This window comes from Gordonia sp. 852002-50816_SCH5313054-c, from assembly GCF_001665925.1.
GTDB lineage: Bacteria > Actinomycetota > Actinomycetes > Mycobacteriales > Mycobacteriaceae > Gordonia > Gordonia jacobaea.
The window spans coordinates 70,357-91,897 of record NZ_LZTE01000081.1 but is presented as its reverse complement, the minus strand read 5'-3'; the positions used below and the strand labels follow the sequence as shown (position 1 = coordinate 91,897).

The 21,541-nt window shown below is 61.3% G+C and carries 29 protein-coding genes; all 29 read right to left on the bottom strand.

The annotated features are described in order from the left end of the window. Positions 1-97: 97 nt before the first annotated feature. Positions 98-541, bottom strand: a complete 444-nt coding sequence (locus tag A5788_RS22025) for a hypothetical protein (protein WP_064868646.1) — start codon at positions 539-541, stop codon at positions 98-100. Continuing rightward, entirely contained in the window at positions 522-839 is a 318-nt protein-coding gene (locus tag A5788_RS22020; protein ID WP_156525591.1) for a hypothetical protein, read from the bottom strand. Before A5788_RS22020 ends, A5788_RS22025 begins: the two co-directional genes overlap by 20 nt. A gap of 86 nt (positions 840-925) precedes the next feature. After that, entirely contained in the window at positions 926-1,084 is a 159-nt protein-coding gene (locus tag A5788_RS22015; protein ID WP_156525590.1) for a hypothetical protein, read from the bottom strand. Positions 1,085-1,119: 35 nt separating this feature from the next. Next, positions 1,120-1,656: a hypothetical protein gene (locus A5788_RS22010; RefSeq protein WP_064868640.1), complete on the bottom strand. Its 537-nt coding sequence runs from the start codon at positions 1,654-1,656 to the stop codon at positions 1,120-1,122. Positions 1,657-2,142: 486 nt separating this feature from the next. After that, complete coding sequence (locus tag A5788_RS22000; protein ID WP_064868634.1) at positions 2,143-2,388, bottom strand: hypothetical protein; 246 nt, start codon at positions 2,386-2,388, stop codon at positions 2,143-2,145. A 704-nt stretch (positions 2,389-3,092) separates the two neighbouring features. Then, complete coding sequence (locus A5788_RS21990; protein ID WP_156525589.1) at positions 3,093-3,323, bottom strand: hypothetical protein; 231 nt, start codon at positions 3,321-3,323, stop codon at positions 3,093-3,095. A 68-nt stretch (positions 3,324-3,391) separates the two neighbouring features. After that, positions 3,392-4,327 (bottom strand): phage major capsid protein, encoded by a 936-nt coding sequence (locus A5788_RS21985; RefSeq protein WP_064868626.1) that lies wholly within the window; start codon positions 4,325-4,327, stop codon positions 3,392-3,394. Positions 4,328-4,330: 3 nt separating this feature from the next. Then, positions 4,331-4,741 carry a structural cement protein Gp24 gene (locus tag A5788_RS21980; RefSeq protein ID WP_064861372.1) on the bottom strand — a complete coding sequence of 137 codons (411 nt, stop codon included), beginning with the start codon at positions 4,739-4,741 and terminating at the stop codon, positions 4,331-4,333. A gap of 2 nt (positions 4,742-4,743) precedes the next feature. Next, on the bottom strand, positions 4,744-6,138 hold the full coding sequence (locus A5788_RS21975; protein WP_156525588.1) for a phage protease: 1,395 nt from the start codon (positions 6,136-6,138) through the stop codon (positions 4,744-4,746). 53 nt (positions 6,139-6,191) lie between these two features. Then, on the bottom strand, positions 6,192-7,550 hold the full coding sequence (locus A5788_RS21970) for a phage portal protein family protein (protein ID WP_064868620.1): 1,359 nt from the start codon (positions 7,548-7,550) through the stop codon (positions 6,192-6,194). A 13-nt stretch (positions 7,551-7,563) separates the two neighbouring features. Beyond that, the gene (locus tag A5788_RS21965) at positions 7,564-9,096 is read right to left on the bottom strand and encodes a hypothetical protein (RefSeq protein ID WP_156525587.1); all 1,533 of its coding nucleotides are present in this window, start codon (positions 9,094-9,096) and stop codon (positions 7,564-7,566) included. After that, positions 9,041-9,220 (bottom strand): hypothetical protein, encoded by a 180-nt coding sequence (locus A5788_RS21960; protein ID WP_064868614.1) that lies wholly within the window; start codon positions 9,218-9,220, stop codon positions 9,041-9,043. The genes A5788_RS21965 and A5788_RS21960 overlap by 56 nt, the downstream gene beginning before the upstream one ends. 1,061 nt (positions 9,221-10,281) lie before the next feature. Next, the gene (locus A5788_RS21955; protein WP_064868611.1) at positions 10,282-10,983 is read right to left on the bottom strand and encodes a hypothetical protein; all 702 of its coding nucleotides are present in this window, start codon (positions 10,981-10,983) and stop codon (positions 10,282-10,284) included. Continuing rightward, entirely contained in the window at positions 10,980-11,102 is a 123-nt protein-coding gene (locus tag A5788_RS24475) for a hypothetical protein (RefSeq protein WP_269449562.1), read from the bottom strand. Before A5788_RS24475 ends, A5788_RS21955 begins: the two co-directional genes overlap by 4 nt. A gap of 166 nt (positions 11,103-11,268) precedes the next feature. Next, positions 11,269-11,523, bottom strand: a complete 255-nt coding sequence (locus tag A5788_RS24650) for an FDXHR family putative zinc-binding protein (protein WP_442902878.1) — start codon at positions 11,521-11,523, stop codon at positions 11,269-11,271. A gap of 50 nt (positions 11,524-11,573) precedes the next feature. After that, the gene (locus A5788_RS21945; protein WP_064868605.1) at positions 11,574-11,972 is read right to left on the bottom strand and encodes a RusA family crossover junction endodeoxyribonuclease; all 399 of its coding nucleotides are present in this window, start codon (positions 11,970-11,972) and stop codon (positions 11,574-11,576) included. Then, a complete protein-coding gene (locus tag A5788_RS23685; RefSeq protein ID WP_197494464.1) occupies positions 11,969-12,778 on the bottom strand; it encodes a helix-turn-helix domain-containing protein in 810 nt (269 codons plus the stop codon). Before A5788_RS23685 ends, A5788_RS21945 begins: the two co-directional genes overlap by 4 nt. Further along, entirely contained in the window at positions 12,771-12,944 is a 174-nt protein-coding gene (locus A5788_RS24145) for a hypothetical protein (protein ID WP_231895606.1), read from the bottom strand. The genes A5788_RS23685 and A5788_RS24145 overlap by 8 nt, the downstream gene beginning before the upstream one ends. A gap of 383 nt (positions 12,945-13,327) precedes the next feature. Further along, the gene (locus tag A5788_RS21930; protein WP_231894096.1) at positions 13,328-15,841 is read right to left on the bottom strand and encodes a DNA methyltransferase; all 2,514 of its coding nucleotides are present in this window, start codon (positions 15,839-15,841) and stop codon (positions 13,328-13,330) included. After that, the gene (locus A5788_RS21925) at positions 15,838-16,128 is read right to left on the bottom strand and encodes a hypothetical protein (RefSeq protein WP_064868594.1); all 291 of its coding nucleotides are present in this window, start codon (positions 16,126-16,128) and stop codon (positions 15,838-15,840) included. The genes A5788_RS21930 and A5788_RS21925 overlap by 4 nt, the downstream gene beginning before the upstream one ends. Next, positions 16,125-16,907: a DNA cytosine methyltransferase gene (locus A5788_RS21920; RefSeq protein ID WP_197494462.1), complete on the bottom strand. Its 783-nt coding sequence runs from the start codon at positions 16,905-16,907 to the stop codon at positions 16,125-16,127. Before A5788_RS21920 ends, A5788_RS21925 begins: the two co-directional genes overlap by 4 nt. Continuing rightward, positions 16,904-17,290, bottom strand: coding sequence for a hypothetical protein (locus tag A5788_RS21915; RefSeq protein WP_064868592.1), 387 nt, complete (start codon positions 17,288-17,290; stop codon positions 16,904-16,906). The genes A5788_RS21920 and A5788_RS21915 overlap by 4 nt, the downstream gene beginning before the upstream one ends. Beyond that, the gene (locus tag A5788_RS21910; RefSeq protein ID WP_064868589.1) at positions 17,287-17,628 is read right to left on the bottom strand and encodes a hypothetical protein; all 342 of its coding nucleotides are present in this window, start codon (positions 17,626-17,628) and stop codon (positions 17,287-17,289) included. Before A5788_RS21910 ends, A5788_RS21915 begins: the two co-directional genes overlap by 4 nt. Continuing rightward, positions 17,625-18,074, bottom strand: coding sequence for a hypothetical protein (locus tag A5788_RS21905; RefSeq protein WP_064868586.1), 450 nt, complete (start codon positions 18,072-18,074; stop codon positions 17,625-17,627). The genes A5788_RS21910 and A5788_RS21905 overlap by 4 nt, the downstream gene beginning before the upstream one ends. Next, positions 18,071-18,727: a hypothetical protein gene (locus A5788_RS21900; RefSeq protein ID WP_064868583.1), complete on the bottom strand. Its 657-nt coding sequence runs from the start codon at positions 18,725-18,727 to the stop codon at positions 18,071-18,073. The genes A5788_RS21905 and A5788_RS21900 overlap by 4 nt, the downstream gene beginning before the upstream one ends. Next, entirely contained in the window at positions 18,724-19,146 is a 423-nt protein-coding gene (locus tag A5788_RS23945; protein WP_064907322.1) for a hypothetical protein, read from the bottom strand. The genes A5788_RS21900 and A5788_RS23945 overlap by 4 nt, the downstream gene beginning before the upstream one ends. Before the next feature lie 868 nt (positions 19,147-20,014). Next, positions 20,015-20,365 carry a hypothetical protein gene (locus A5788_RS21890; RefSeq protein WP_064868577.1) on the bottom strand — a complete coding sequence of 117 codons (351 nt, stop codon included), beginning with the start codon at positions 20,363-20,365 and terminating at the stop codon, positions 20,015-20,017. Next, positions 20,358-20,987, bottom strand: a complete 630-nt coding sequence (locus tag A5788_RS21885) for an ERF family protein (protein WP_082937849.1) — start codon at positions 20,985-20,987, stop codon at positions 20,358-20,360. The genes A5788_RS21890 and A5788_RS21885 overlap by 8 nt, the downstream gene beginning before the upstream one ends. After that, positions 20,980-21,432 (bottom strand): hypothetical protein, encoded by a 453-nt coding sequence (locus tag A5788_RS21880; protein WP_064868571.1) that lies wholly within the window; start codon positions 21,430-21,432, stop codon positions 20,980-20,982. The genes A5788_RS21885 and A5788_RS21880 overlap by 8 nt, the downstream gene beginning before the upstream one ends. Between the last annotated feature and the right edge of the window lie 109 nt (positions 21,433-21,541).

Here is a 21,541-nt window from a genome sequence, read left to right as displayed (position 1 = left end):
CGCCGCCACAGGTCCCGAAGGTCACGCCCATAGAAGCGATCCAGATCAGCCTCTACAAGCGCAGCCTTCGGGCCATGGATGAGTTTGAGCAGGCCCCTCAGTTTCCCGACGAGTCGAACCCGCCAGCCTTCGCGATCTTCTCGAACAGTTCGTTGATGTGCTTCATCCGATACCGCTTCGACGTGAGCAGGTCATACCCACTCTTGCCGCTGTCGGGGTCAGGTTCGAGAATGTACTCGAGCGCCGTCAACGCCTTGCCGTCCTCGAACGCCCGGGTCGCGCGCGCATCCCACTCGGCAGGATCGGACGGCACCCAATACGTTTCGCCGTCGTAGTCGACCGCGACGACCGTGATGCCGTTCGCCTCACGCTCCACCGGATGCTCATCCGACACCCGATGTGTGCGTGCAGCTTCACGCCGCTGAGCGCGATTCCCGGCACGCTTGGGACCCGGGTCGGGGATCTCGGTGCGTGGCTCGTTGTACTCGTCGGCAAAGTCGTCGGCGTCGTAGTCGTTGATGTCAATCTCGCGTGCGGTCATGTGCGGTTTTCTCCTTCATCTCCCGCCAGAGTGGTGCCGCGATAGCACCGAGAACTCGGGCGGAACTGTCACCTGAGACGCCCTCGTGTTGGAGTGCGTCTTGTACTTGTCGGATGCGTTGCGCGAACGCTTCGCAATCAGTTGCGGCTGAAACCTGTTGGCGGGATTCCTTGGCGGCGAGGGTGAGTGCTTTCGCCACCTGCGCCCGCTTGTGTGCGGGAACATCACCGTTCTCGTCAAGAACACCTAGCTGCTCACCAGCAGCGTGGATCTCCGCGTCCGTTGGAATCGTCGCCATGTCATCCCCTGTGCGGTTGTTGTGCGGTTTGAAGCCGCCCCGCCCGAGCACCGCACAAGAACTCGGGCGGGACGACACTCACAGGCTCAGTCGCCGTCCTCGGCGCTAGCCAGCTTGAACCCCTCCGGAGGCGTGAACTCCTCCTCGGGGACGACATCACCAGGCACGTCCACGAACTCCGCCGCGCCCTCGCCGACGATGTAGGCAGCCGACGCATCGTCGAACCGCGCCACATCACCCTTCACGCGAGAACCGCGATCCTCCGTGAACCGGACCGAAATCACGACGCTTCCTGCTTGATGAACAGTTCCTTCACGTCGTTCGGGAAGATCTTCGCTTCGAACTCGACCTCCGGCAGATCCGACTCATTCTCGGTCGCACCCGAATACTTCACCGACGCCGGCATGGTCGTGATGCGGCGCTTGATCTTGCCGTTACCGTCGCGGGTCTCGAAACCGAGATAGGCGTCGGCAGGACGCGACACCTTGACCGCGGTCGCCGTGTCGTTCTTCGACCGCAGGTATGCGACGGTCGGATTCTCTTCGAGGGTCGTGAACTTCCGCGTCATCTTGAAGTCCTTGTAGCCGACCTTGATGACGCCGTAACCCCACGCGGAGTGCTCGGTCTCATCCCACTCGGCGGACTCCTCGAAACCTGCGTCGCCGTTGAGAAGGCCGGCAGGCTTCCATGCGGTAGGCCACGCAGCATCCGCGTCGGTGGGCAGCGCCGTCGATAGCGCGCCGGTCAGATCGGAAGGCTTGAGGACATACACGTCGGCCTCAGCCCAAATGTTCACATTCTCGGGATTTCCAGCCATGAGAAAGAACCCCTCTCGGGTTGTTGGGTACGGAATTTGTGCGGCTGCCACCCACACGGGAGAGGGGTGGTGGAATCAGGCCCAGTTATAGGGCGACGGTGCGGACGCGTGTACGCACCGTGAAAGACGCCAAATCGGCGCCAGTTTTGGAATCGGTCGACTCGATCACCGATGACCCCGGAAGCACTTTTGCTATGCCGGTGATGGGAGTGCACAACACAAGCCCGAGAACATGGTTGGCAATTGACACATCCCGCCCCGTCGTCCACGTTGTGATGCGGATCGTTGGTGACGTGTTGACGGGCCACTGATTGAGCGCGGACCCGTCATCGAACACAACGAGCTCGGGGTCAGACCCCATTGCCCACGCAGGGTCGTGATTGAGCCGAACATGCAGGTTTGGAAACCTGCTAGCCAGGCGGGTTTTCAGCCACGACTTCATCAGCAGCGCAGCATCCTGTGGCTTTACTGCGGCAGTCGGCTGTGTCATTTCGCTTTAACTTCCAAGCCCACAGCAGTGGCGGCGCGCGTCAACGCACCTTCCTTGGCCTGCACTTCGGCGGGTACGGTGACTGATGCTGCACCACGGTCTGTGGTGTAGAAACGCACCTCGACGTCGTCACCGCACTGATCACCGACTTCCTGTGCAAGCCTGTTGACTTCGGTGACAAACTCGGTCTTTAGGATCTCGCCGATCCCCTTGCGGTCAGGTCGAAACGGTGATGCAGCCACTACCCCGCCCTCCGTGTTGCCTCAATGTCATACCCCGACATCTCAGGATCATCCGGATCGATGTATGGCTGAGGGTTACCGTCGACCTGGTATCGCTCGCCTCGAACGATCAGGACGGAGTCACGCGAGATTCCTTCAGTTATCGGCAAGAGAACACGAACAGCATCATCGGTGGCAGAGCGTCCCCGTTCCACCAACTCTTGTGATGTGAGGGGCTGCACCTGGCATCTTTTGACAGGGCCGATGCCTGTTCCGGACGTGACATTCCCGTCTTCGTCGCGGACAAAATCGCCTGTCACGATGACAGTTTCAGTACCGAGCATCCTGCACGATCCCGTCGAAAGAGAAGGAAGGGCGAGGGCGTGTCGGGATACCCAACTGCTCCTTGTGCCAATCTGTGAATACTAGTGATCCGCCTGGAGCGGCGAAGGTCCCTGACTTTGAACGTGGCCCCTCCCCTCGGCCGTAAGCCAAATGACCTGCGTATTTTCCAGTCTCCATCGCGTTACGTACAGCGTCGATAGACACGGAAATAGCGCCTGGATGATCATCTGCAATCGGCGCGTGATGGAATTTCTCGTACTGCTCACGAATCCATGCCGCTGCGGAATCGAGTAGTCGCTGCGCGTCGATTTCTTCCGCGTCAGAGAGGGGGCGCCATCCCGCAGCGAAATCGTCAACCGAAATGAACACCCCCTCCCCGCTCACGACAGAATCTCGATCAGTTCAGCCTTGGTTAGTTCTTCCGCCTCATCGGCGTTGAACTTCCCCGACTCGACCGCGTACTTCCGCCACTCGGCGACAGGGGCGGTCTGGCGAGGGCGCCCCGGCTTGCCGTCCGACACCGGCTCAGACACGGCAACATTGGGGTCGGCGGACACGATGGCGCCCGCCTTCAGTAGGCGTTGCACCTCACTGTCGGGGGGAGTGAACACGTCTCCACGCCGGCGGCGCACCCCATCCTTTCCGGTCCAGAGATGCGCTAGAAGGCGGTATTCCGACATCAGCGCAGTCCTGTGATCCAGCAAGCAGACTTCGGCTCATCGACACCGATCACGCGCGTATGGGTGAAATCCGCACGCCAGGTTTCTGTCGGACCACCATTGGGGCCGCCACCCTCCCCGTAGAGACCGGTGCCCTGCAAGGGGTCGGGATCGGCATAGAAGCCGGTGATGCCCCGCTGGCTGACGAGCGCCTTGTCGAGTGGCCAGAACGGCGACACGAGCACCGTCAGACCAAGGAACTTCTCCGGCAGCGCCCCCTTGAAGGCGACGTGCTCACCGGCGACATTGCCCTGGAAGAGTGCCTTGTAGTCGTCGCTCTTGAACCACGCCCGCAGATTCGACGGATGGATCGCGAGAGTGTCAGGGGTGAAGCCGAGAGGCTGGGACGGATCGCCATCGACGTACGTCGCGGTGCTCACGAGATCGATCGCGTCGATGACGTCGTTGACGGCCTTCGCCCCGGCGGTGTCCCATGCGGCACTAGCCGCGACCGTAGGCACGTCCGCGTCGTCGAGTGCCTCACGGAATGCCGTATCGTTGGCCCGAATGATGGTGTTGGATGCGCCATCGATTTGGTGCTTCACCTTGTCGATCTGGTTGTAGTCGCGCATGACTCGCGAGATACGCACGGCTGCACCAATCTTGAGGGCGCGGGCAACGTCCGGTTCACCCTCACCCAGGTCGAACACCGGGATCTCGCCGAACTCGGCGATGGGCTCAGGGCCACCATCGAGGAACATCGGCTTGGACTTCTGGAACTGGACCAGAAGACTTCCTGGATTTCCCGCATTGCGGAACAGGGTTTCGCCGACGATCTGATCTCGCACAAGGTCGATCACGCGAGTAGGGATGACCTTAGGGTCGCCCATCACCTGCTTCACGGTGATGCTCGGGCCATCGTTAATCGACACGATGACGGGTGTGTTGTCTGCCATTGGTCAGCCTCCCAGCCGGACGAGGACGATGTTGTCTGCGCCTCCGATTTTCTCGATGACGCGGCCGACGATCTGGGTGATCTTCGCCTCGGCCGGGGCCTTCTTCACCGCACCCGCGGTGTGGGCGACCACAAGGTCACCCGGGTTGGCGCTGTTGTTCGACTTCACCGGCACGGAGGCTGGCGCCGACGCGACGGTCACCTGATCGGTGCCGACATACAGCACGCCCGGTGCGGGATCGGTCTTCGGTGCGGCATCGGTGAGCGCGACGCCGAGGACCTTCTCAGAGTCGGCGGTCGCCGGTACCGCACTGCGTGGACCAGTACCCGGATGCACAACCTGGCCACCAACGATCGGCGCCTCGGCCGTGTGGGTAATCCGGCCCTTCTCGAACTTCACAACAATTCCGGCCATGATCAGCCCTCCAGTCCCTTGTATGCCGCAGAGTCGCGGACGTCGGATACGTCGGCCGGCTCAGTCGAGTGGCCCAGCTCGGACACGGGGACAGCCGAGTTCGGGGCCAGAGTGGCGAGCAGGTCACGCGCCTGATCAGCATTTGCCTCGAACGACTTACGCCACGACTCCTTGTGCGCCGGAGTGATACGGCCTTCCGAGATTGCCGCATTCAGCGTCTTCTCGATACCCGCCCGACGCTCGTTCTCCAGATGCTCCGCGAACCGGGCACTGTTGGCCTCGAGTGTCGCCAGACGACCCGCATCGACCGCCACAACACCCTGCGGAAGCTTCGTCGACGCCGCGGCAGGCTGACCGTCAGTCGGCGCACCGTCATCGGCAGGCTTATCCTTCACGGCCTTCGCGATGTCATCGATCGTGGCGTCCTCGGCCAGGCCCAACGCCTCACGCAAGGTCGGCAGTTGATCACCAATCGCCTTCGCAGCATCGGTGATCGCACTCAGATCGGCGTCGTCCGCAAGCCCGAGAGCAGTGCGGAGTGCCGCCAGTTGCTCGTTCGTGATTTCCACGCCCGAACCTCCTTCGGTGGTTACCCCATCCGCTCCCGCGGTGGGCTTGGACGTACCGACCGGACGGCCGGGACGTGATTCGGCGCGCGACGCGAACCGAACAATTGGTGCGGCTGCCGCCACCTGGTCACCGTCCGCAGACGGATTAGGGGCGGGAGATTCATCGATGTATTCGACCTTCACTTTCGCCGGTTCCCCGAAAGTCACCTCGGTATCAGTGACCACATATGGGACCTTCAGCAAAGAGTCGTCGGCATCGTTCTGGACGATGAGTTGTGGCGGGTCGATAAGCATTTCCCGAATCCACAAGTTGTAGTTGTTCGCGGCGGGACCGTTGTAGTACGCAGAACGCACCTGATCAACAGTTACCGACGCCAATGCAGTAGCAGCCATTGGCTTCTCCTTATCTGGTGCCTTCGCGTACAAGTCATAGAGACTTTGCAGAGTGCCAATCCCAGGACGCACAACCCCGAGTAGCGCCATCGAATGCAGCACAAACGGGTGAGTATGCCCAAGCTGGCATGTGTAGTTGTGCTCCCACTCCCCCGACCTGTCGGGGTAAGCCGACGAAATAACTGCATGCCCCTCCCCGTCTGCCGATGCCAGCCATGCGGGTACGCCAACGAAATCCCCCACGAGAGTCTGTCCATCTGCCGACATCGCAAGGTTGTCTATCAACCCCAAGGCAGGGTCGCCAGGTCCGTCCGAGTGCCCAAGTTTCAGCACCGGGCGCCGCACAGCAGGACAATCAAGAGCCGACACGGCAGACGCAAAATCCTCAGCAGTGGGATGCCAGCCAGCAATATTGCTGATGTCCCAGGTGCCCACAGACCCGAGCTCTACACGCGGGATTGTCGCCAACACCGGAGTGGCCGGAACGTCTACCACAACGCCCCCTGCTCCACTGAATTGGGTGATGTGCGGCGAGATTTCGACGCCGCAACAGGAGCCAACCCCGGAGCCTGCGGTACCGCCGCAGGTGAACCCTCAGGCTTTGCGGGGAAACCCAACTGCTGCCGAACCGTCTGCTCATCCATAATCGTCGGAGACAACAAGCCTGCCTCCACCAGCATTTTCAGAGCCGCAGCGGTCGCATCCTGTCGAGATCCGATCTCGTCGAACACGATCCGCGGCGCAGGTTCATCAACACCGAAGTTGATGTCCACGAGGTCTTCGACGATGTGGGCGGTCGCAGTGTCACGAATCGACTCGGCGAACGTCTGCACCGACTGCACAAACGTGTCCGCCTGCACCGACGCCAACGCATACGACCCGCCACCCGACAGGTTGAGGAAGTGCGCCAACCCCGCAATCGCAATCATGTTGTCGTGATAGGCAATAGCCGCTTGAATGTCGGGGAGGTTGCCCTGCACACCCAACAGACTCATCTTCGCGCCCGGAGGCAGAGCACCACCAGAATTACTTCCACCCGTATACGACTGCATCATGCGGGCCAGGTAGTCCACATCATCCTGTGTTGCACCCTCGGGAGACTCCGCGATCGGCACACCCATGCCGTTACGGCGAATCGCCACCGCCTGATAGCGAATCAACTCATCCTTGAGTAGCCAATGCTTGAACGACGGACGCAGCAACGAATTACCGATCCACTGCCCCGGCTCCATGTCGCGCGTATACACCACAAGGCGACCGATCGGGATACGCAGCGGAGACACCCCGTACAGCACCTTGCCGGTCGACGCGGGAGCCATCTGCTCAATCGACATCAACCCACCATCGAGCGCCACATTCCACGCCGAGATCGTGCGCTGCGGACGAGGCGCCAGCTTATGCAGATGCACCCAACCATCACCGTCATCGCGATACACCTGTTCGAACACACTGTGTCCTTGCACAAGATTCGTGAGAGCCCACCCGAGATGCTGCGTCCACGAAAACTTTCCCTTCGTGCGCGCTGGCTGCGGCAAATCATCGCCACCCTGAATCGGCAACCCGAGATCACGGGCGCAAAACTCCACCACCTCATCACGAGCACCAGCAGCCTCAATACGCCACGGAGTACGCCGAATCGGCAAAGTGATCGCCGCATACAACGACGACACACGCGAATCCTCACGCATCATCCGCGAGTACGTCTGCACCGACGCCGGCCACTGCAAATCCGGAACCCGCTCAAACATCTCCCACTGAGAGAACGTGCCATCCGGCACCATGCTCGACACGTAGCCCTTCTCAGAGAACGCAGGCTTCGGCGCCTTCACCGCAACTTGCTTCACCACAGCCCACCTCCTCTCAGAACGCAGCCGTCAACACATCAACATCAGCCGAAACACTCTCCGGCACAGGCATCGGCGGACGAACCATCGGACCCGCCACATCAAGACCAAACGTGAGCAAACCCCACCGGGCCAACGTCACCGCCACCAGCGGAGCCACCGACCCCTCAGTGCGGTCCCACGCAAAATCGCCCTGCGGCATGATCCGCTTCGTCGCATCAGCAACCGCATCCGACAACACCCCCTGCCCCGAATGCGACAACTGACCATCACCCGCATCATCAAGGAACCCCTGACACGCGACAGCCATCTGCGGAGCACCCGTCAACTCCGGCTCGATGCCATCCTCAGCAAGCAACGGAACCACCGCCGCAGCAGCAGACTTCCGATCAATCACCAACACGCACGGGTCCCACGCCGCAACAACCTTCGACACATACGCGGCAGCACCACGCAACGTCGCCGACCGGCAGTAACCGATCTCCACATGCACACGAGAATCAGCAGTGTGCTGAGCCGCAGCCAGCACCCACACCGACCCATCAGGACTACGATCGAGAGCCAGGCCGATCGAACCCACCAGCGCCGGAAACTGATTCGTCATCGCATTCCACGCCTCCGGATCGATGACCGGACTATGGTTAAGGCCCTCGCGCGGCCACTTCCCCGCCGACAGCCGCTCGATCTCCCACTTCTCGATGTCCTTACGGAATGCTGCACATTCATCCTCGATGTACTGCTCGGAGATGAGGAGCCCGAGAGATGGGTTCGCGTATGCCCAGTTCTCTCGATTCTGGCGCCATTCCGCCCGCGCAACAGGATCATCCGGTGGGTCAGGTGCCGACCACTCCATCCAAATGAGCGCCGGGTCATCACCAGCAAGCGCCCGAGCTCGCAGCGACGCCCACTTTCCGCAGTACTCGTGGACATCTGCATCAGCCGCCGACCCGAGATACCAGATTTGCGGGTTCTTCGCCGTCGTCAGCAATGGCATGATCGCCGCCTGGGACGCAGGCGACCAGATCATGGCCTCATCGATGACTAGTCGATCCACCGAGAAGCCACGACCGCCCGATTTGGTTCGAGTGCGGAACCTGATGATCGAACCGTTCCGCAGTTTGATCATCTCTTTGCCGTTGCCGTGCCGAACCTGGAGAATCTCGTTCTCCAGTAACGGATGCGAACGGATTAGCGCCTCGAGCTTGTCCATCGACTCCATTGCCGTCTGGAACTCGTGCGCTGTATGCAAAATGCTGACACCCGGCTCGGTGATCATCCAGCCAAGCTCGACAACCTCGATGCAGCCGTTCTTCCCGTTCTGCCGAGATACCTCGACGCCGACCTCAAACGCCGCCCAGGACCCCGAAGGTTGCTTCGCCATCCCCTTACGGACGGCGTACTGCTGCCACTTAAGGGAATCCCTGCCAGCCACATCGGCTAGATCCAGCGCATCCAGCCCCGCCGAGAAGTCCGCGGCGCGTGGAGTGATCCACTCAACCCGAGGAGTCTGCTTGCCGAGCAGCCCTGCGGGCTTCGAGCTCGTCGGCAATCGAACCTCCCACCGCTGGTGCCGCACCCTCCGCGAGTTGCGACAGAATCTGCCGAAGTGACGCCGCAGTCTGGCGTGCCTCCGACGCAGCCGAATCGATCTTCAGTTCGTAGTCCTCGGTCATCAGCCTGTGCGTCAACCGAACCCAGGTATCAATATCGCCACTCAGCAACTCATCGAGCCTGTCGAGCCGATCAGCTAGCCTCGCCGCCTCTCCCGCGAGCACACATCGCTCCACCGATTCCGAATTCGACGTAAGCGCGTCCCATAACGCCGAACCCCGCGCCTGCAACCCCCCAGGTCGCAATAAGTCCCGGTCAAACGCCATAACCTCCACCTCTTCCTAGGGCATTTCCACCGGGGGAGAGAAAAACCTGACCACCTCGGAGTCAGCAACTACAGGGGGGTTCAGATATTTGAGGGGGGTGGGGTGCGGGTCACGCGCGGCTTGGTGATGACTGTGATTTTCCGGTGCATGGGTTCTCCTCAGGTTCGGGGGTTCTTCTTTGTGGGTAGGTCAGGGCCAATCCATGGCTCGATGACCGAGCGACCCCAATGTCGGGGGTATAGCTGATGAGCTCCCGGTTACCGCGGGCCGCAAGTGGTCCCTAGATCCGTCTTGCCTCTGCCTATTGCAAACTGAATGCAGTAGTCGGTCGGCTCGTGTTCCGCCTTGGGAGCGGGAGAGGGTGTGGTCGGCTTCGAGTGGTGTGGTGTCCCAGTTGCGTTCGGGTTGTTTGAACATTGGGCGTCCGCACCACCAGCAGGGTGTTCCGTCTGTGTGTTGTGTGAGGAGTTGGGCGCGTGTGCGTTGGTGTTGCCAGCCGAGTCCGCGTGCGGTGGTCTTAGTGGCTCTTGCCATGTGCCGAGGTTTCCTCTGCTGCTACTGCATTCGCCCATGCTGCTTCTCGTATGGCTGCTACTTCGAGGCGCTTGGTGATGCTTGTGATGGTGCGGGCTGTGAGGTAGATGGGTGTGATGAGTGCCCATGCGAGGAGTTGCATCGCTCTACCTCCGAAGTTGTGCGCGGTGTTGTGCAGCGTTGCCTGGCGAGTGTGGCTGCTCGGAGTGCGCGCCCCTCCGATTCCCCTGCGTGCCTTGAGGCGTATGAGGGGAAGTGTGGATACGAAACATCCCCGGCACCTGCTGGTGTCCGGGGATGATGGTCGCTCAAGCGGTAGCGTATCACGATAGTTGCTGAGCCTTGTCAACCTTCGGCAGTCGAGCGCGTTTCTCTCTCGCCTTCTTATGTGCAGACAGCACATCGCCGAGGTAGTACCACCACTTGCCCACTGGCTCACCAGTCTTCTCGTCCACGTTGCGGTGACCCTCGAGGTATTCATGTCGGCGCAGGTAGTCCACCCTGTCTCGGTTCAGTCCTTTGGCCTGATCACCCAGCTTGTGTGCCATTCGCTCTACTGCTGCAGCATCCACCTCGAAGCGATTGGCTCGGGCGACCATCTCGTCCTCACGATCCTTGGGGATTCGATACTCCTGCTCGCTCCACGACAGTGAACGCTCACACCGAGTGATGATGGTGCACAGATCGTTGAATGATTCGACGCCCGACTCGATGAGTTGCAGACCAAATCGATTCGCGTGCAGCCACTTGCCGATGCCTGAGATACTTTGCCCGCCGTCGTAGTCCAGGCCACGTTGCTCACACAGGTCACGCACCACGGCGACAAGAGTGTCACGCAGGTCGTCGATGAGCGATTGCATCTCGATCGAGTAGGGCGGCTTCGATCTCGGCACGGCTCTGCGAACAGGAGCACCACGTCTCACGCCTGTGACTGCCACCGCGAGTTCCGCTTCGATGCCCGGCAACTTGGCGAGCTCGTTTGCGAGGTGGTCGATCTCAGCCCGCGTGAGGTAGGGATCACTCATGGCATCTCCTCGAATTCGAGTGTGATCGGAGCGAGGTCGACGAATGCCCGTACCCGCTCCCAACGATCCGAGTCGGTCAGGGTGCCGTCGTGGAGGGCGTCAGTGAGGGGTGTACTCATGCGTGGTTGCTCCTGCTCTTGAATCGCGGCTCAATCCGATAGTGGTCACACAAGTCGAGCGCCACATGCTGACCCAGATCGCGGTGCCGGGGTTGGCCGTGCATCCAACGGTGGATGCTCGTGGTGATGAAGTCGTGGAGTGTTTGCTGCGGCGTGTGCGTGGTCGTCATGACGCGGCCTCGTCGGGGCCATTCCATGAACCGGGCATCGACCATCCCGGCCATTTCCGGTCCGCTGTCACCATTCCGATGTCGGCGGGGTTGAGGCAGTTTCCGCCGCGTCGGTGTCGGTCGAATCCGCCTGCGCTGGTGAATGTGTGGTGGCAGGCGGCGCAGTGTGCGGCGGCGAGTCCGGACCATTGCGCGTCGCAGCATCCGGTCGTGATTGGCGGGTTTTCGCGCTTTGGCGTCTCTGTGGGCATTTGACGGCCTTTCGGGGTGTGGGGGTCACTCGGATACGGGGCACAGGGTTTTAGTTCGCTGGTGGACTCTCCGTGGAGCGGGAATCGGTATCGGCAATCGTGATCTCGATGCGCGGATCGTCTCTGTCGATGACGACTGCTGTGGTGGAACTCGTCACGAACTTGTGGGAGTCGTCCTCGAGGACGCCGGATTTCACCAACGCATCGAGCACGGCCTTCTTCGTGAAGTCCAGGGCGTCGCTGTCTCGGCGTCGGGCGTCGGGCGCGAACCAGGTGACCGAAACGGTTTGCGGGATTGTCCGTGGCGCAATGGGTGCGAGTGCGAGGGCGTTGCGGACGAGCAGTTCGGTTTCGTTCTTGGCGCGGTAGGCGATTCGCCAATGCCGCGACCGTGCCTGGTTCGTCGTCAGCAGTGGGCGCGGGATCGGCAGGGTGATCGTGTGACTCATGCGGCACCGCCTTTGAAGAGTCTCGCAATGTTGTCGGGCATCATCCCGCGATCTGCAGCGTCCTGTCCGTTGGTGGATAGCGCGTTGTATGCGGCGTCGCCGTATGCCGGTCCTGCGTAGCTGTCTCCTCGTGGCATCGCTTTGAGCCATGCTGTGATCCGCTCGTCTGCCTGGCGTCTGTTGAACTCCGTCCACTGATTCGCCATCGCTGATGGTGGCGTTTCGGAAGTCATGTGGATGTACAGGTCTTTGAGGATGGTGATCTGTTTTCCTGTCGCAGGCTTTTCGGGTTCGGTCGTGAATGTGAATCCTGCGTTCTCGCTCGACGCGTCGAGCCTTAGAGCTTCTTCGTGGTTCGAGTTCGGTGGAGCTAGTTCATTGGTTCTTGTTGTTGGTTCTTGTTCGGGGTCGTCTCCCGACCTAGGGTGGGTCGTCTCTCGGCCTAGCCCTAGGTCGTCTCCCGACCCACCTAGGTCGTCTCCCGACCCACCTAGGTCGTCTCCCGACCCACCCTCCGGGCCACTCGGGAACCTCGAAAACAGGCACACTTCGTACACGTTCGGCTTCCGTGGCTCAGAGAAAACAACACGAACAACGCCCTTCTCGACGAGGCTCTTGATCGCCAATTTCGCTGTCGACTTCGCCACCCTCGCCTCCTTGGCAACGGTCGAGTGTGACGGCCAGCAACGGCCTGAGTGATGGTCTCTATGCCGCAGCAAGGCGATGTAGACCGTCAACTCGTTCTGCGTAAGGCGACCGCTGTCGATGAGCTCGTATGGAAGTCGCACGAATCCCCCGTCACCCATCAGACGGTTCGTCAGCAGCCGGGACGATGAGCTCGATGATCGCCGCAGCCAGATCCGCAGGCGGCTCGCAGGCGAGAACCAGCACCTCAGCCAGCAGATCAGCACATCCGAAGAGCTCATCACCGTATTCTCTGGACAGTGATCTCAGTGAGGCGTACTCATCCATGATCTGAACGATTGTTCGAGGGCTACGATCAGGCATAGCCACTCCCTTCTGTTCTAGGCAGAACGGTTTGGTCAGACCCCGGTTGAGTGTGTCCAGCACTCGCCGGGGTCGTCTCCATCCTACCCTCTGTCCTGCTGTTTTCTGTTTGCGCCGCAATGGTTTTCGCCCCCCTCGCGCAGTCGCAGCACACGCGCCCCCATGCGTTCATGGCGCGCTCACAGTGGGGGCAGCGGGGTCCGGTCCACGTCACGAGGCATCACCGTCCGTGAGTGTGTGGTCGTCGAGATGGCAGCAGTACCCACACCAGCAGCCGTCCTGGAAGTCATGGCAAGAACAGGTACATTCGGGTTCGATGCGGCCCACTACTTTGGCGAGGTCGCTCATCATGAGGCCTCGGTGAGATCGAACAGTGTCGGCATGTCATTGCGGCGTTCCTCGGCTTCGAGGTACTTCACCGAGTCGAGCCAGTACCCCGCGTTTAGCTCGACGCCACGGCCCCGGCGACCGGCCCTGAGTGCGCGCATGGGGACAGTTCCCAAGCCACAGAATGGGTCGAATACCAACTCTCCAGGGTTGGAGAATCGCTCGATAAGTCGGTCGACGATGTCATATTGGAGCGGGCAAATGTGTTGCTCCACGTTGCGTTTCGACTGCTCACCGTTCAACGTGAGCATCCGGTTCACGTCATGCCACACATCATCCCGCCAGCTCGCCGGAGCCAGGCTCATGAACGTGGCAGGCAGAGCGCCACGGCCGTCGAGTTCCTCGCCGATCTTCACGTGCGACTCGTAGTCGTACACCTGGCGCATGGTCTGCTCAGTGAACAGCTTCGACAACTGCTCCGGACCAAGGTCCGACAACTCCTCAGTGGTGAGATTCCGGTCCCCACTGGATCGCCAGAAGGCGTGCGCGTCAACCTGCCATCTCGCGCGGGTGTAGATGCTTTTGTCTTTCGCGATCGGGAGGTCGGCGTAACCCTTCTCCCGATTCGTTTGCGGCTTGTGGAACAGTAGGACGTATTCCGGTGATCCGACACCCATCTTCGAGCCGTCCTTGCACTGCTCGGACCAGCCCAGCCGATATGTCTGGTTGTTCTCTCGCACGACGTCGGTGACGACAGTGATCATCCCCATGTAGTCGAATCCGTGCTTCTGGCCGTGGTGGATCGCCTCGGCGTGGAATGGTGCGACAGTGGGGATTCCGGCGCCGGTGACCGCTCCGAACAGGATTCGATCCTTGACGTGGCAGGCGTAGATGCGTCCGGGGGTGAGGATCTTCAGCAGGTTTGGGGTGAGGTAATCCATCTGCGCCCAGAAGTGATCATTGTTGTCGGTGTAGCCGAGGTCTTCGACGGTGTTGGAATAGCTGTAGTGATTGCCGAACGGAATTGATGTGACGATCAGATCGACTGAGTTCTCTTCCATTGCAGCGGTTTCGGGTATGCAGTCATTATTAGCCAGTAGCCATCCTTCACCGGATGCTTCCGATCTGGTGACGCCGATGGACCGCTTCAGCGCGTCGGCGATCGACGTGTTCGATAGGCCGTGTTCGGTGATGACTCGTGTCATGTTGTCGGTCAACTCCTTATGTAGATGCCACTTCGTGAGCAGGGTGGACTTCACTTCGCGTTCGGAGTCGGCGTAGATGATCGTGATACGGCAGCGGCGTGTCTGGCCGAACCGCTGCACTCGGTGCACGCTCTGAATGAAGTCGTGGAACTTGTGGGTGATGCCCACATAGAATGCGGTGTTGCACTGCTGGAGGTTCACTCCGACGCCGAGCATCACGGGTTTTCCGATGAGTACCTTCGTCTTTCGGGCGCGCCACTCTTCGAGGCGGCGTTCGGACTCGTCGGGATCGAGTGACCCGTGGATCGAGGAGTAGCTAAACCCCAGGCGACGCATCGCCTTCTCGATCGCGTCCTGCTCGGCGTTGAGATCGCACCAGATGATCACCTGGTCCCCGCCGGTCACCGCGTCATGCTGTGAGACCATCCCGCACAGTTTCGCCACTCTCTGCTCTATGGTGTCGCGCTTCTCTTTGGCTGCGTCGACCATTGACAGTGCGGCGCCCTTGAACAGGGGTGCCGCGCCGTCGCGATCGAACTTCACTGAGGTGTGATCGGCGTCGACCTCGGCCCATACCACGTCCAGCTCGGGCAGGTCGTATCCAGTGGCGTCGCACCCAATGTCGGCCGGGGATTGTAGGAACACCGACCACGAGTTGAGCCACAGCCAGAACGTCTTTTCGTGGTGGGGATGCAGGGTGAGGTTGTTGGCTTTTGTGCTGTCGCGCTTGAAGAATCGCGTGAGAGCCGATCCTGTGTCCATGATGCCGAGATACCCGGCGTAATGGATCAGTTCCTTGTACCGGTTCGGTGATGGTGTGGCCGTGGCGACAAAACGATACTGCACATCGGAGAACAGTGGGAGGAACGTCTGGTATGTCTTCGACCCGTATGAGCGCAGGATCGCGGCCTCATCGAGGCTCACCGCCACGAACTGCGACGGGTCCAGTTTCCCATCCCGAATACTCTCGTAGTTGGTGACGTAGATGCCCTGGCCGTCAACTTCTGAATTGCGCCGAATGAACCGTGTCTGGACGCCGAGCCTCCTTGCGTCGTGGGCGAACTCGGTGCGCACGCCCAGCGGGCAGACGATGAGTGCCATACCGCCTTCGCGCTTGAGGATCTGTCGGAGGATCTCCAGTTGCATGATTGACTTGCCGAGTCCGAACGCGGCGAAGATCGCGCGTCGTCCGCCGCGTACCGCCCATTGGACTATCCGACGTTGGTGGTCGAATAGTGCGGGGTGCACGTCGTCAAGGTCGATCTCGAACCCGGTGCGGCTGTCGAAATCGACCTTCGCTGCCAAGAACTGCCCGTAGTCGCTCGTCACGCCGTTCTCCGTTTCTGCTGATTCGCCGCGTCGTTGCATGCGCGGCACACGAGCGTTCCTTGGCGGCGGTGCATGCTGTAGCCCGCGGCGGTGCCGCACTGTGGGTACGGGCCGCGGTCGGGGATCATGTCCATGTTGTCGAGGTGTTGTCGGACAGCTTTCGCGCTACAGCCGAGGCGATCCGCGATGTCGCTGAGACACATACCTTCCCAGGCGAGTTGCCCAGCCTGGTATTCGCGACGTGCGAGTGCGTAGGTGCTGTCGTGGAGGACGCCGGCGATGGTCATGACGCGGCCTGCTGAATACTCGCCATGATCTGCCGGCCGATGAACTCGGTGTAGGCGGGTGGAATGGCTTCGGCGATTTCTTCTCGGTTGTCGGTCCAGTCGATTCCCATTGCGGCCTGCCACTCATCAATGGAGCCTTTGCCGCCGCCGTCTCCGTACACCGCGACGTAAGGCCCGTCGTGGTACTTGCCGTGCCGCCACCCCCGGACGCGCCCGCGGTGGGATTTGTGGTGCGGCTGCACCGCGGTGAAGTTCGATACCTCGAAGTACCTATGCCGAATCACGCCGAGCGAGAACATCTCCCCACACAGGGTGAGGTCGCGGCGAAGGTCGGAGCCCTGCACGTTCTCGATGATGGTTGGCACACGGTAGTAGGCCAATAGGGCGCGGGTGTGTGGGATGAGCTGGGTGTACTCGCGGCCGGCGTTGGTGCCTTTCGTGAGGGTGCAGGATGCTTGGCAGGGTGGCGATGCATGGATTGCGTTGTAGTGCAATCCATTACCGACCAGATAGTCGAGCGCGTCTGCTTCGTGGAACTCGAACGGGTAGTTGGGTTGTGGGTTGTTGTCGACGCCGATGACGTCGAATCCTGCTCGGTGGTAGCCCATTGCTGCACCGCCTGCGCCGCAGAACAGGTCGAGTAGGCGTGGTCTCACATCGGTCTCCCGTTGTCGGATGTGCCGCAGTGGCGGCAGTGTCGGTAGGTGAGGGTGGACCAGCCGTAGTCGCGGATCATCGCTCACACTCGCCGTGTCTTCGAGGTCTCGGAGTTCGCTCACCCCTCACCCCCGGCGTCGAGGATGCGGGCAAGACCTGCGTCTGCGTAGTCGTTTGCGCGCTCCCGCACCCGCCGCAATGTCTCGGCCTGCCGGTCGATGGTGGCGCGGAGGTCACTCACGTCATTGTTGAGTTCGCCGATCACATCGGATTGCGCGAAGATCATCTGATCGCCGTAGCGATTGCTGGCCTCGAACCGCTCAATGGTGGCCTGCTGCTGCTCGATCACGGCCAGGAGGGCTTCGAGCATTCCGCTCAGCTTGTCGGGGTCAACGGGGACGAGAGGCTTTGCAGTGGACTTGATCTGGACCGTGATGACGTCTCCGGAAGTGAGGGCATCCCGGTACTCCCGTGCTTCGCGGATGGTGGTGTCGTGGTCGGTCATGACTCCACCGCCTCGTACGTCGCGGCGAACTCTTCGCGAGTAAGCACGCTCACGTTGTCGTTATCAACGATGAACCAGCTCCCGGCGTCCACACGTACAGAGCTACCGCCGAGGCCATAGACGGATAGGAATGCGGGTGCTGTGTCGAGGACGTCTCCGCGCGACCTGTCCTGCTCCGTCCCTCGACGCCGGTGGTGCTCGTAGCCTCGCGGGACTGGCCACACAACCGCACGCCCGTTCAGCCACCGAGCAATGGGCTCGGCTGAGTGGAACTTGCCGTCCCACTGCATCGCCTCAATCTCTATGGGCTTCTTGCGGTACTTCTTCGGTTCGGTCATGGTGTGCTCCTGTCGAGGATTGCGGTGAGGGCGTGGACGACGCCCTTCACGGAGAGGAGGGGTCCGATGCCTGTCGGGTCGTCCTGGTTTTGGCCGCTGTCGAGGTAGGCGCGGTATTCGTCGCGTAGCTCCCGCACTTCGGCGAGGATGGCTTGCGCGGCGTCACGCTCGGCGAATGCTTCGTCGGCGTGACGGACCGCCTCCTGCCAGCGGGACTTCCAATCGTCACGTCGTTGGTCGGCGTCCTCGATGTCGAACTGAGCCGCCTCGGCTTTGCGCGCCATCTTGCCTGCGTAGCCTCGTGTGGCTTCGAGTTCATCGCGCCCGCTGTCCATCTCGGCCAGCACCCGGCGTGCGAGGTCGACAGGTATCAATTCAGATTCGTATCCCTGATCGGCCCAAGAGCCGCCTTCCACCCACCGCTGCAACTCATCTCGTGCGGTCACAGGTCACCACCCTCGGGGGCGTAGAGGACCGTCACGGGGAGTGGTGGCTCGATCTGCGGGTCACTATCACCCGGATACAACCATCTGTAGTCACACTCGGTTTCATCGAGGTACTTCTCATATACGAAAGCCTCTGGGTAAGGACCGTTTTCGCGGACCACGGCCCCGGCAGGAAGAGCGTTCACCTCGGCTTGCGTCTCGATGACGCGGGGAGTCAGCCGTCGTCGTACGGCGTCAACGATCTCGTCGGTAGGCACGTACAAGACGTCGGTCAGCTCATCCATAACGTCGCGGAGCCGCTTCACCTCGGCACTCAGGGATGCGACGACGCATCGCTGCGCCCGCAACTGGCGCACGATGTCCCTGACATCGGTTGCGGCACCAGCGAAATCGGCCACCATTTGCAGGTCGCCTTCCAACCGCTTCACCTCGGCCAGGAGGTCCGCTACGAGTTGCGGTGCAGCAGCAATGAACTCGGCGTCAGCCTTGTCCGGGTGAAGTAGCGCGGCACAGCGGACTATCTCGCGCGCATCGGAGAGGTCATCTTCCGAGCCGCCAGCAATGAGCCGCTGCCGGAGTTCATTCGTCCACCACCACGGACCCGGCGTGATCCCGGCCAGTAGCCGTTCCGCCCGCTCCACAATGTCACTCATCGGATCGCCTCAGCCAGTGCCCGCAATTCCCCATCTGACACGTGCCGATGTTCCGTGCGCCCGGTAAGCCTGTCGTATTCGTCGATGAGTCTGGAGAGCAAATCGACAAGATCAGCGCCGGCGTTGGCGGCGTAGGCGGAGTCGGCGGCGTTGGCGGCGGCGGCGGCGGCGTTGTCGTCGGCGCAGGCGGCGTAGGCGGAGTCGGCGGCGTTGGCGGCGTTGGCGGCGGCGCAGGCTGCTGCGGCGCAGGCGGCGTAGGCGGAGTCGGCGGCGTTGGCGGCGGAGTAGGCGGCAGCGGCGTCGGCGGCGTCGGCGGCGTTGGCGGCGGTGTAGGCGGCGTAGGCGGCGACGCCACATTCCTCCGCCGAAACCGTCCCCTCACACCAGCCCTCAGCAGCTACAATCGCGGCCTCACACACCACACGATCCTCACCCGTAAAAGCCAGAACCTCCCGTGCAGCCCACACCGCCAAACGCACAGACAACACGTGCCTTTCAGGCCCCGAGGTGGCAGTACCGCCGGTACCAAACAACCGGCCAATCAATGGCACCAAACGATGCCGCTCACAATCAGGCAGTCGATCATTCACACGCCGTGCCATCGCAGCCAACGCGGGATGAGTACAGGCAGGCGAATCCGACCAGGCCTCACCCGCAAGCAAAGACACATACTCCATCACGCAGGCTTCACCTGATCCGGGGTTATGCGCTCCGGATGAAAGGGTGGGCAAAAACTCTGGGATCATGCTGTCACTCATCGGTTCTCCAATTCATAGGTGGTATCGTGATGGTCATGCCGTTCCTTCCAGAAAAGGGGCGAACCCGCCCTCGTTAGTCAGCAGCAGCCACACCCGGCTGCGATACAACACAGGGACATTCACCGGAGACGCGTGCTGCGACACCAACCACCCATTCCGGCGCGCCACACCCCGCTCCGACACCTCAAGATGCCGATGACACGCATCGCAAATATGCAAAGCAGACGACGGCTCATTCGTGTCCACCCGCCGCGTCCCACCAATCCCGCGAGGCCGACGATGATGCATCACCTGCGCCATACCCGTACACACCACCGGGATCAGCAATTCACACACACCACCCGACCGTTCAGCCACCAGATCGCGCACAACCTTCGAAAACCCTGTGGCTCTCACAACGCCTCCAACACTTCCTGAGACTGCCTGTACGCCACACAGTTCGGGCAATCGACCAGCACGCCAGTACGGTTCGCCCAATCCATGCGCACCATCTGCCCGGTACCCAAGCCGCACGCACACACAGGACACATCACGACCTCCCCGCAACGCTGTACATCGACATCACAGATTTGTTGACCGATTGCATTGCGCGAAGCTGCTCCATCAGAGCTTTCGACTGCCGATCCGCGTACCGGAATGCTGCATCCTTCTCATCCCGTGTTGACCGCAGTTCTCCCGTCTCAATCTCGGCGGCATACTTCTTCTCGTGCGCTGGCCCCTGGTGCGCCATGTAGGCTTGCGCGAACGCCCGGTCATACATGCGGTCGGCGTCGAGATATGCGGCGTACGCATTCGACACGACCGCAACTCCTTTCGCGATACGGTTCGCGATCTCGGAGATGCTGTTCTCTACATCGACAGGGTTCAGTGGCTCACTCATCCGAACCGCCCAGGATCGCTGCGCCTTCCGATGAGACCCGTTCGGTGAGGGCGTTGATCTTCGCCACATCAACGCATTCGGAGATGTTCAACCCCGGCCCCTTCACGGACATGGCCCAGGTTGCGAACTTCCCAATGTCCATGCCGTTCGCCTCGACGGCGGCTGCGAGATTCATCTTCGCCGCGTGCAGCGGTGAGACCCGCTCGTGCACTTGGGAGTCGGGGTCGGGCTCATCGGTGGGGACCGTCAATGCTTGCAGGAGGAACGTCCGATAGGCGACGCTCTCGGCCTTGCTGACCGCCTTATCGCCTGCGTCTGCTGCCTGCCCGTACGCGGAACCAGCGAAACTGTCACCCGCAGGCCCGAACACGGTGTACGTCATGCGCACAATCACGCCCTGCATCTGCCCGCCCTTAGCGGTCTGATACCGCTCCACATCGATCATTTCGGCGGTGGGCACGACCGTCACCTGATGTTCCCGCAGTGCCGGTCCAACAGCATTGAGCACAGCATCGATGCCACGGAAGTTGAAGTTCTGTGCCTGGTTCCGCTCACCCTTTCGGATGCCCTGCACCTGGCCCATCACGTTAGACCACGCCTCAAATACAGTGATGTCATTCATCGCCTGCCCCCAATGCGGGAAGTCTCGACAACGCCTGCTCCGCGATGTGGATGGCGTCAGGTTCGACGTACACCTTCAACACGGGTGCAGTGGTGGTGATGCTGATACCGGGGATCGCTTCACCGTTCTCGGCGCGGGTGATCGCCTCAGCGACAGCCCACTCGGGCGTGTTCACCACCTCCACCAAGTCGAGGGTTGCGTTGCCTTCCGCGAGGATGAACGCGTTCAGTTGGGCGCGGTCGATGATGGATGCTTTCGTTTCGCCACCCTGTGAGCGGGTGACCCGCCCCACCTTGATTCCGCCTGCCCACACAGGCAGTTTCGTGTCCGGCTTGAGTCCAGTTGTGGTGTCGTCGAGCGTCTTGCGTAGGTCGCTGATGCGGGCACCTACGGCCTTCTGGTAGGCGGTGAGTACCGCCAGTTCGTCGTGTGGTGAAACGCTCATGCTGTGTCCTTCCAGGGGTCGGGTTCATGCGTGGAAACCGTTCTGAGGCTGTGCCGTTCAGGGCATCTGGTGGTGTGGTGTCCCCACACGCCGCAGATGTCGCATTCGG

Coding starts and splice junctions, on each gene's coding strand:
- A5788_RS22025 (WP_064868646.1), bottom strand. CDS start 541: ATGACCGCACGCGAGATTGACATCAACGACTACGACGCCGACGACTTT.
- A5788_RS22020 (WP_156525591.1), bottom strand. CDS start 839: ATGGCGACGATTCCAACGGACGCGGAGATCCACGCTGCTGGTGAGCAG.
- A5788_RS22010 (WP_064868640.1), bottom strand. CDS start 1,656: ATGGCTGGAAATCCCGAGAATGTGAACATTTGGGCTGAGGCCGACGTG.
- A5788_RS21985 (WP_064868626.1), bottom strand. CDS start 4,327: ATGGCAGACAACACACCCGTCATCGTGTCGATTAACGATGGCCCGAGC.
- A5788_RS21980 (WP_064861372.1), bottom strand. CDS start 4,741: ATGGCCGGAATTGTTGTGAAGTTCGAGAAGGGCCGGATTACCCACACG.
- A5788_RS21960 (WP_064868614.1), bottom strand. CDS start 9,220: ATGACCGAGGACTACGAACTGAAGATCGATTCGGCTGCGTCGGAGGCA.
- A5788_RS21955 (WP_064868611.1), bottom strand. CDS start 10,983: ATGAGTGATCCCTACCTCACGCGGGCTGAGATCGACCACCTCGCAAAC.
- A5788_RS24475 (WP_269449562.1), bottom strand. CDS start 11,102: ATGAGTACACCCCTCACTGACGCCCTCCACGACGGCACCCTGACCGAC.
- A5788_RS24650 (WP_442902878.1), bottom strand. CDS start 11,523: ATGCCCACAGAGACGCCAAAGCGCGAAAACCCGCCAATCACGACCGGA.
- A5788_RS21945 (WP_064868605.1), bottom strand. CDS start 11,972: ATGAGTCACACGATCACCCTGCCGATCCCGCGCCCACTGCTGACGACG.
- A5788_RS23685 (WP_197494464.1), bottom strand. CDS start 12,778: ATGGGTGACGGGGGATTCGTGCGACTTCCATACGAGCTCATCGACAGC.
- A5788_RS24145 (WP_231895606.1), bottom strand. CDS start 12,944: ATGGATGAGTACGCCTCACTGAGATCACTGTCCAGAGAATACGGTGAT.
- A5788_RS21925 (WP_064868594.1), bottom strand. CDS start 16,128: ATGACCATCGCCGGCGTCCTCCACGACAGCACCTACGCACTCGCACGT.
- A5788_RS21915 (WP_064868592.1), bottom strand. CDS start 17,290: ATGACCGACCACGACACCACCATCCGCGAAGCACGGGAGTACCGGGAT.
- A5788_RS21910 (WP_064868589.1), bottom strand. CDS start 17,628: ATGACCGAACCGAAGAAGTACCGCAAGAAGCCCATAGAGATTGAGGCG.
- A5788_RS21900 (WP_064868583.1), bottom strand. CDS start 18,727: ATGAGTGACATTGTGGAGCGGGCGGAACGGCTACTGGCCGGGATCACG.
- A5788_RS21890 (WP_064868577.1), bottom strand. CDS start 20,365: ATGAGTGAGCCACTGAACCCTGTCGATGTAGAGAACAGCATCTCCGAG.
- A5788_RS21885 (WP_082937849.1), bottom strand. CDS start 20,987: ATGAATGACATCACTGTATTTGAGGCGTGGTCTAACGTGATGGGCCAG.
- A5788_RS21880 (WP_064868571.1), bottom strand. CDS start 21,432: ATGAGCGTTTCACCACACGACGAACTGGCGGTACTCACCGCCTACCAG.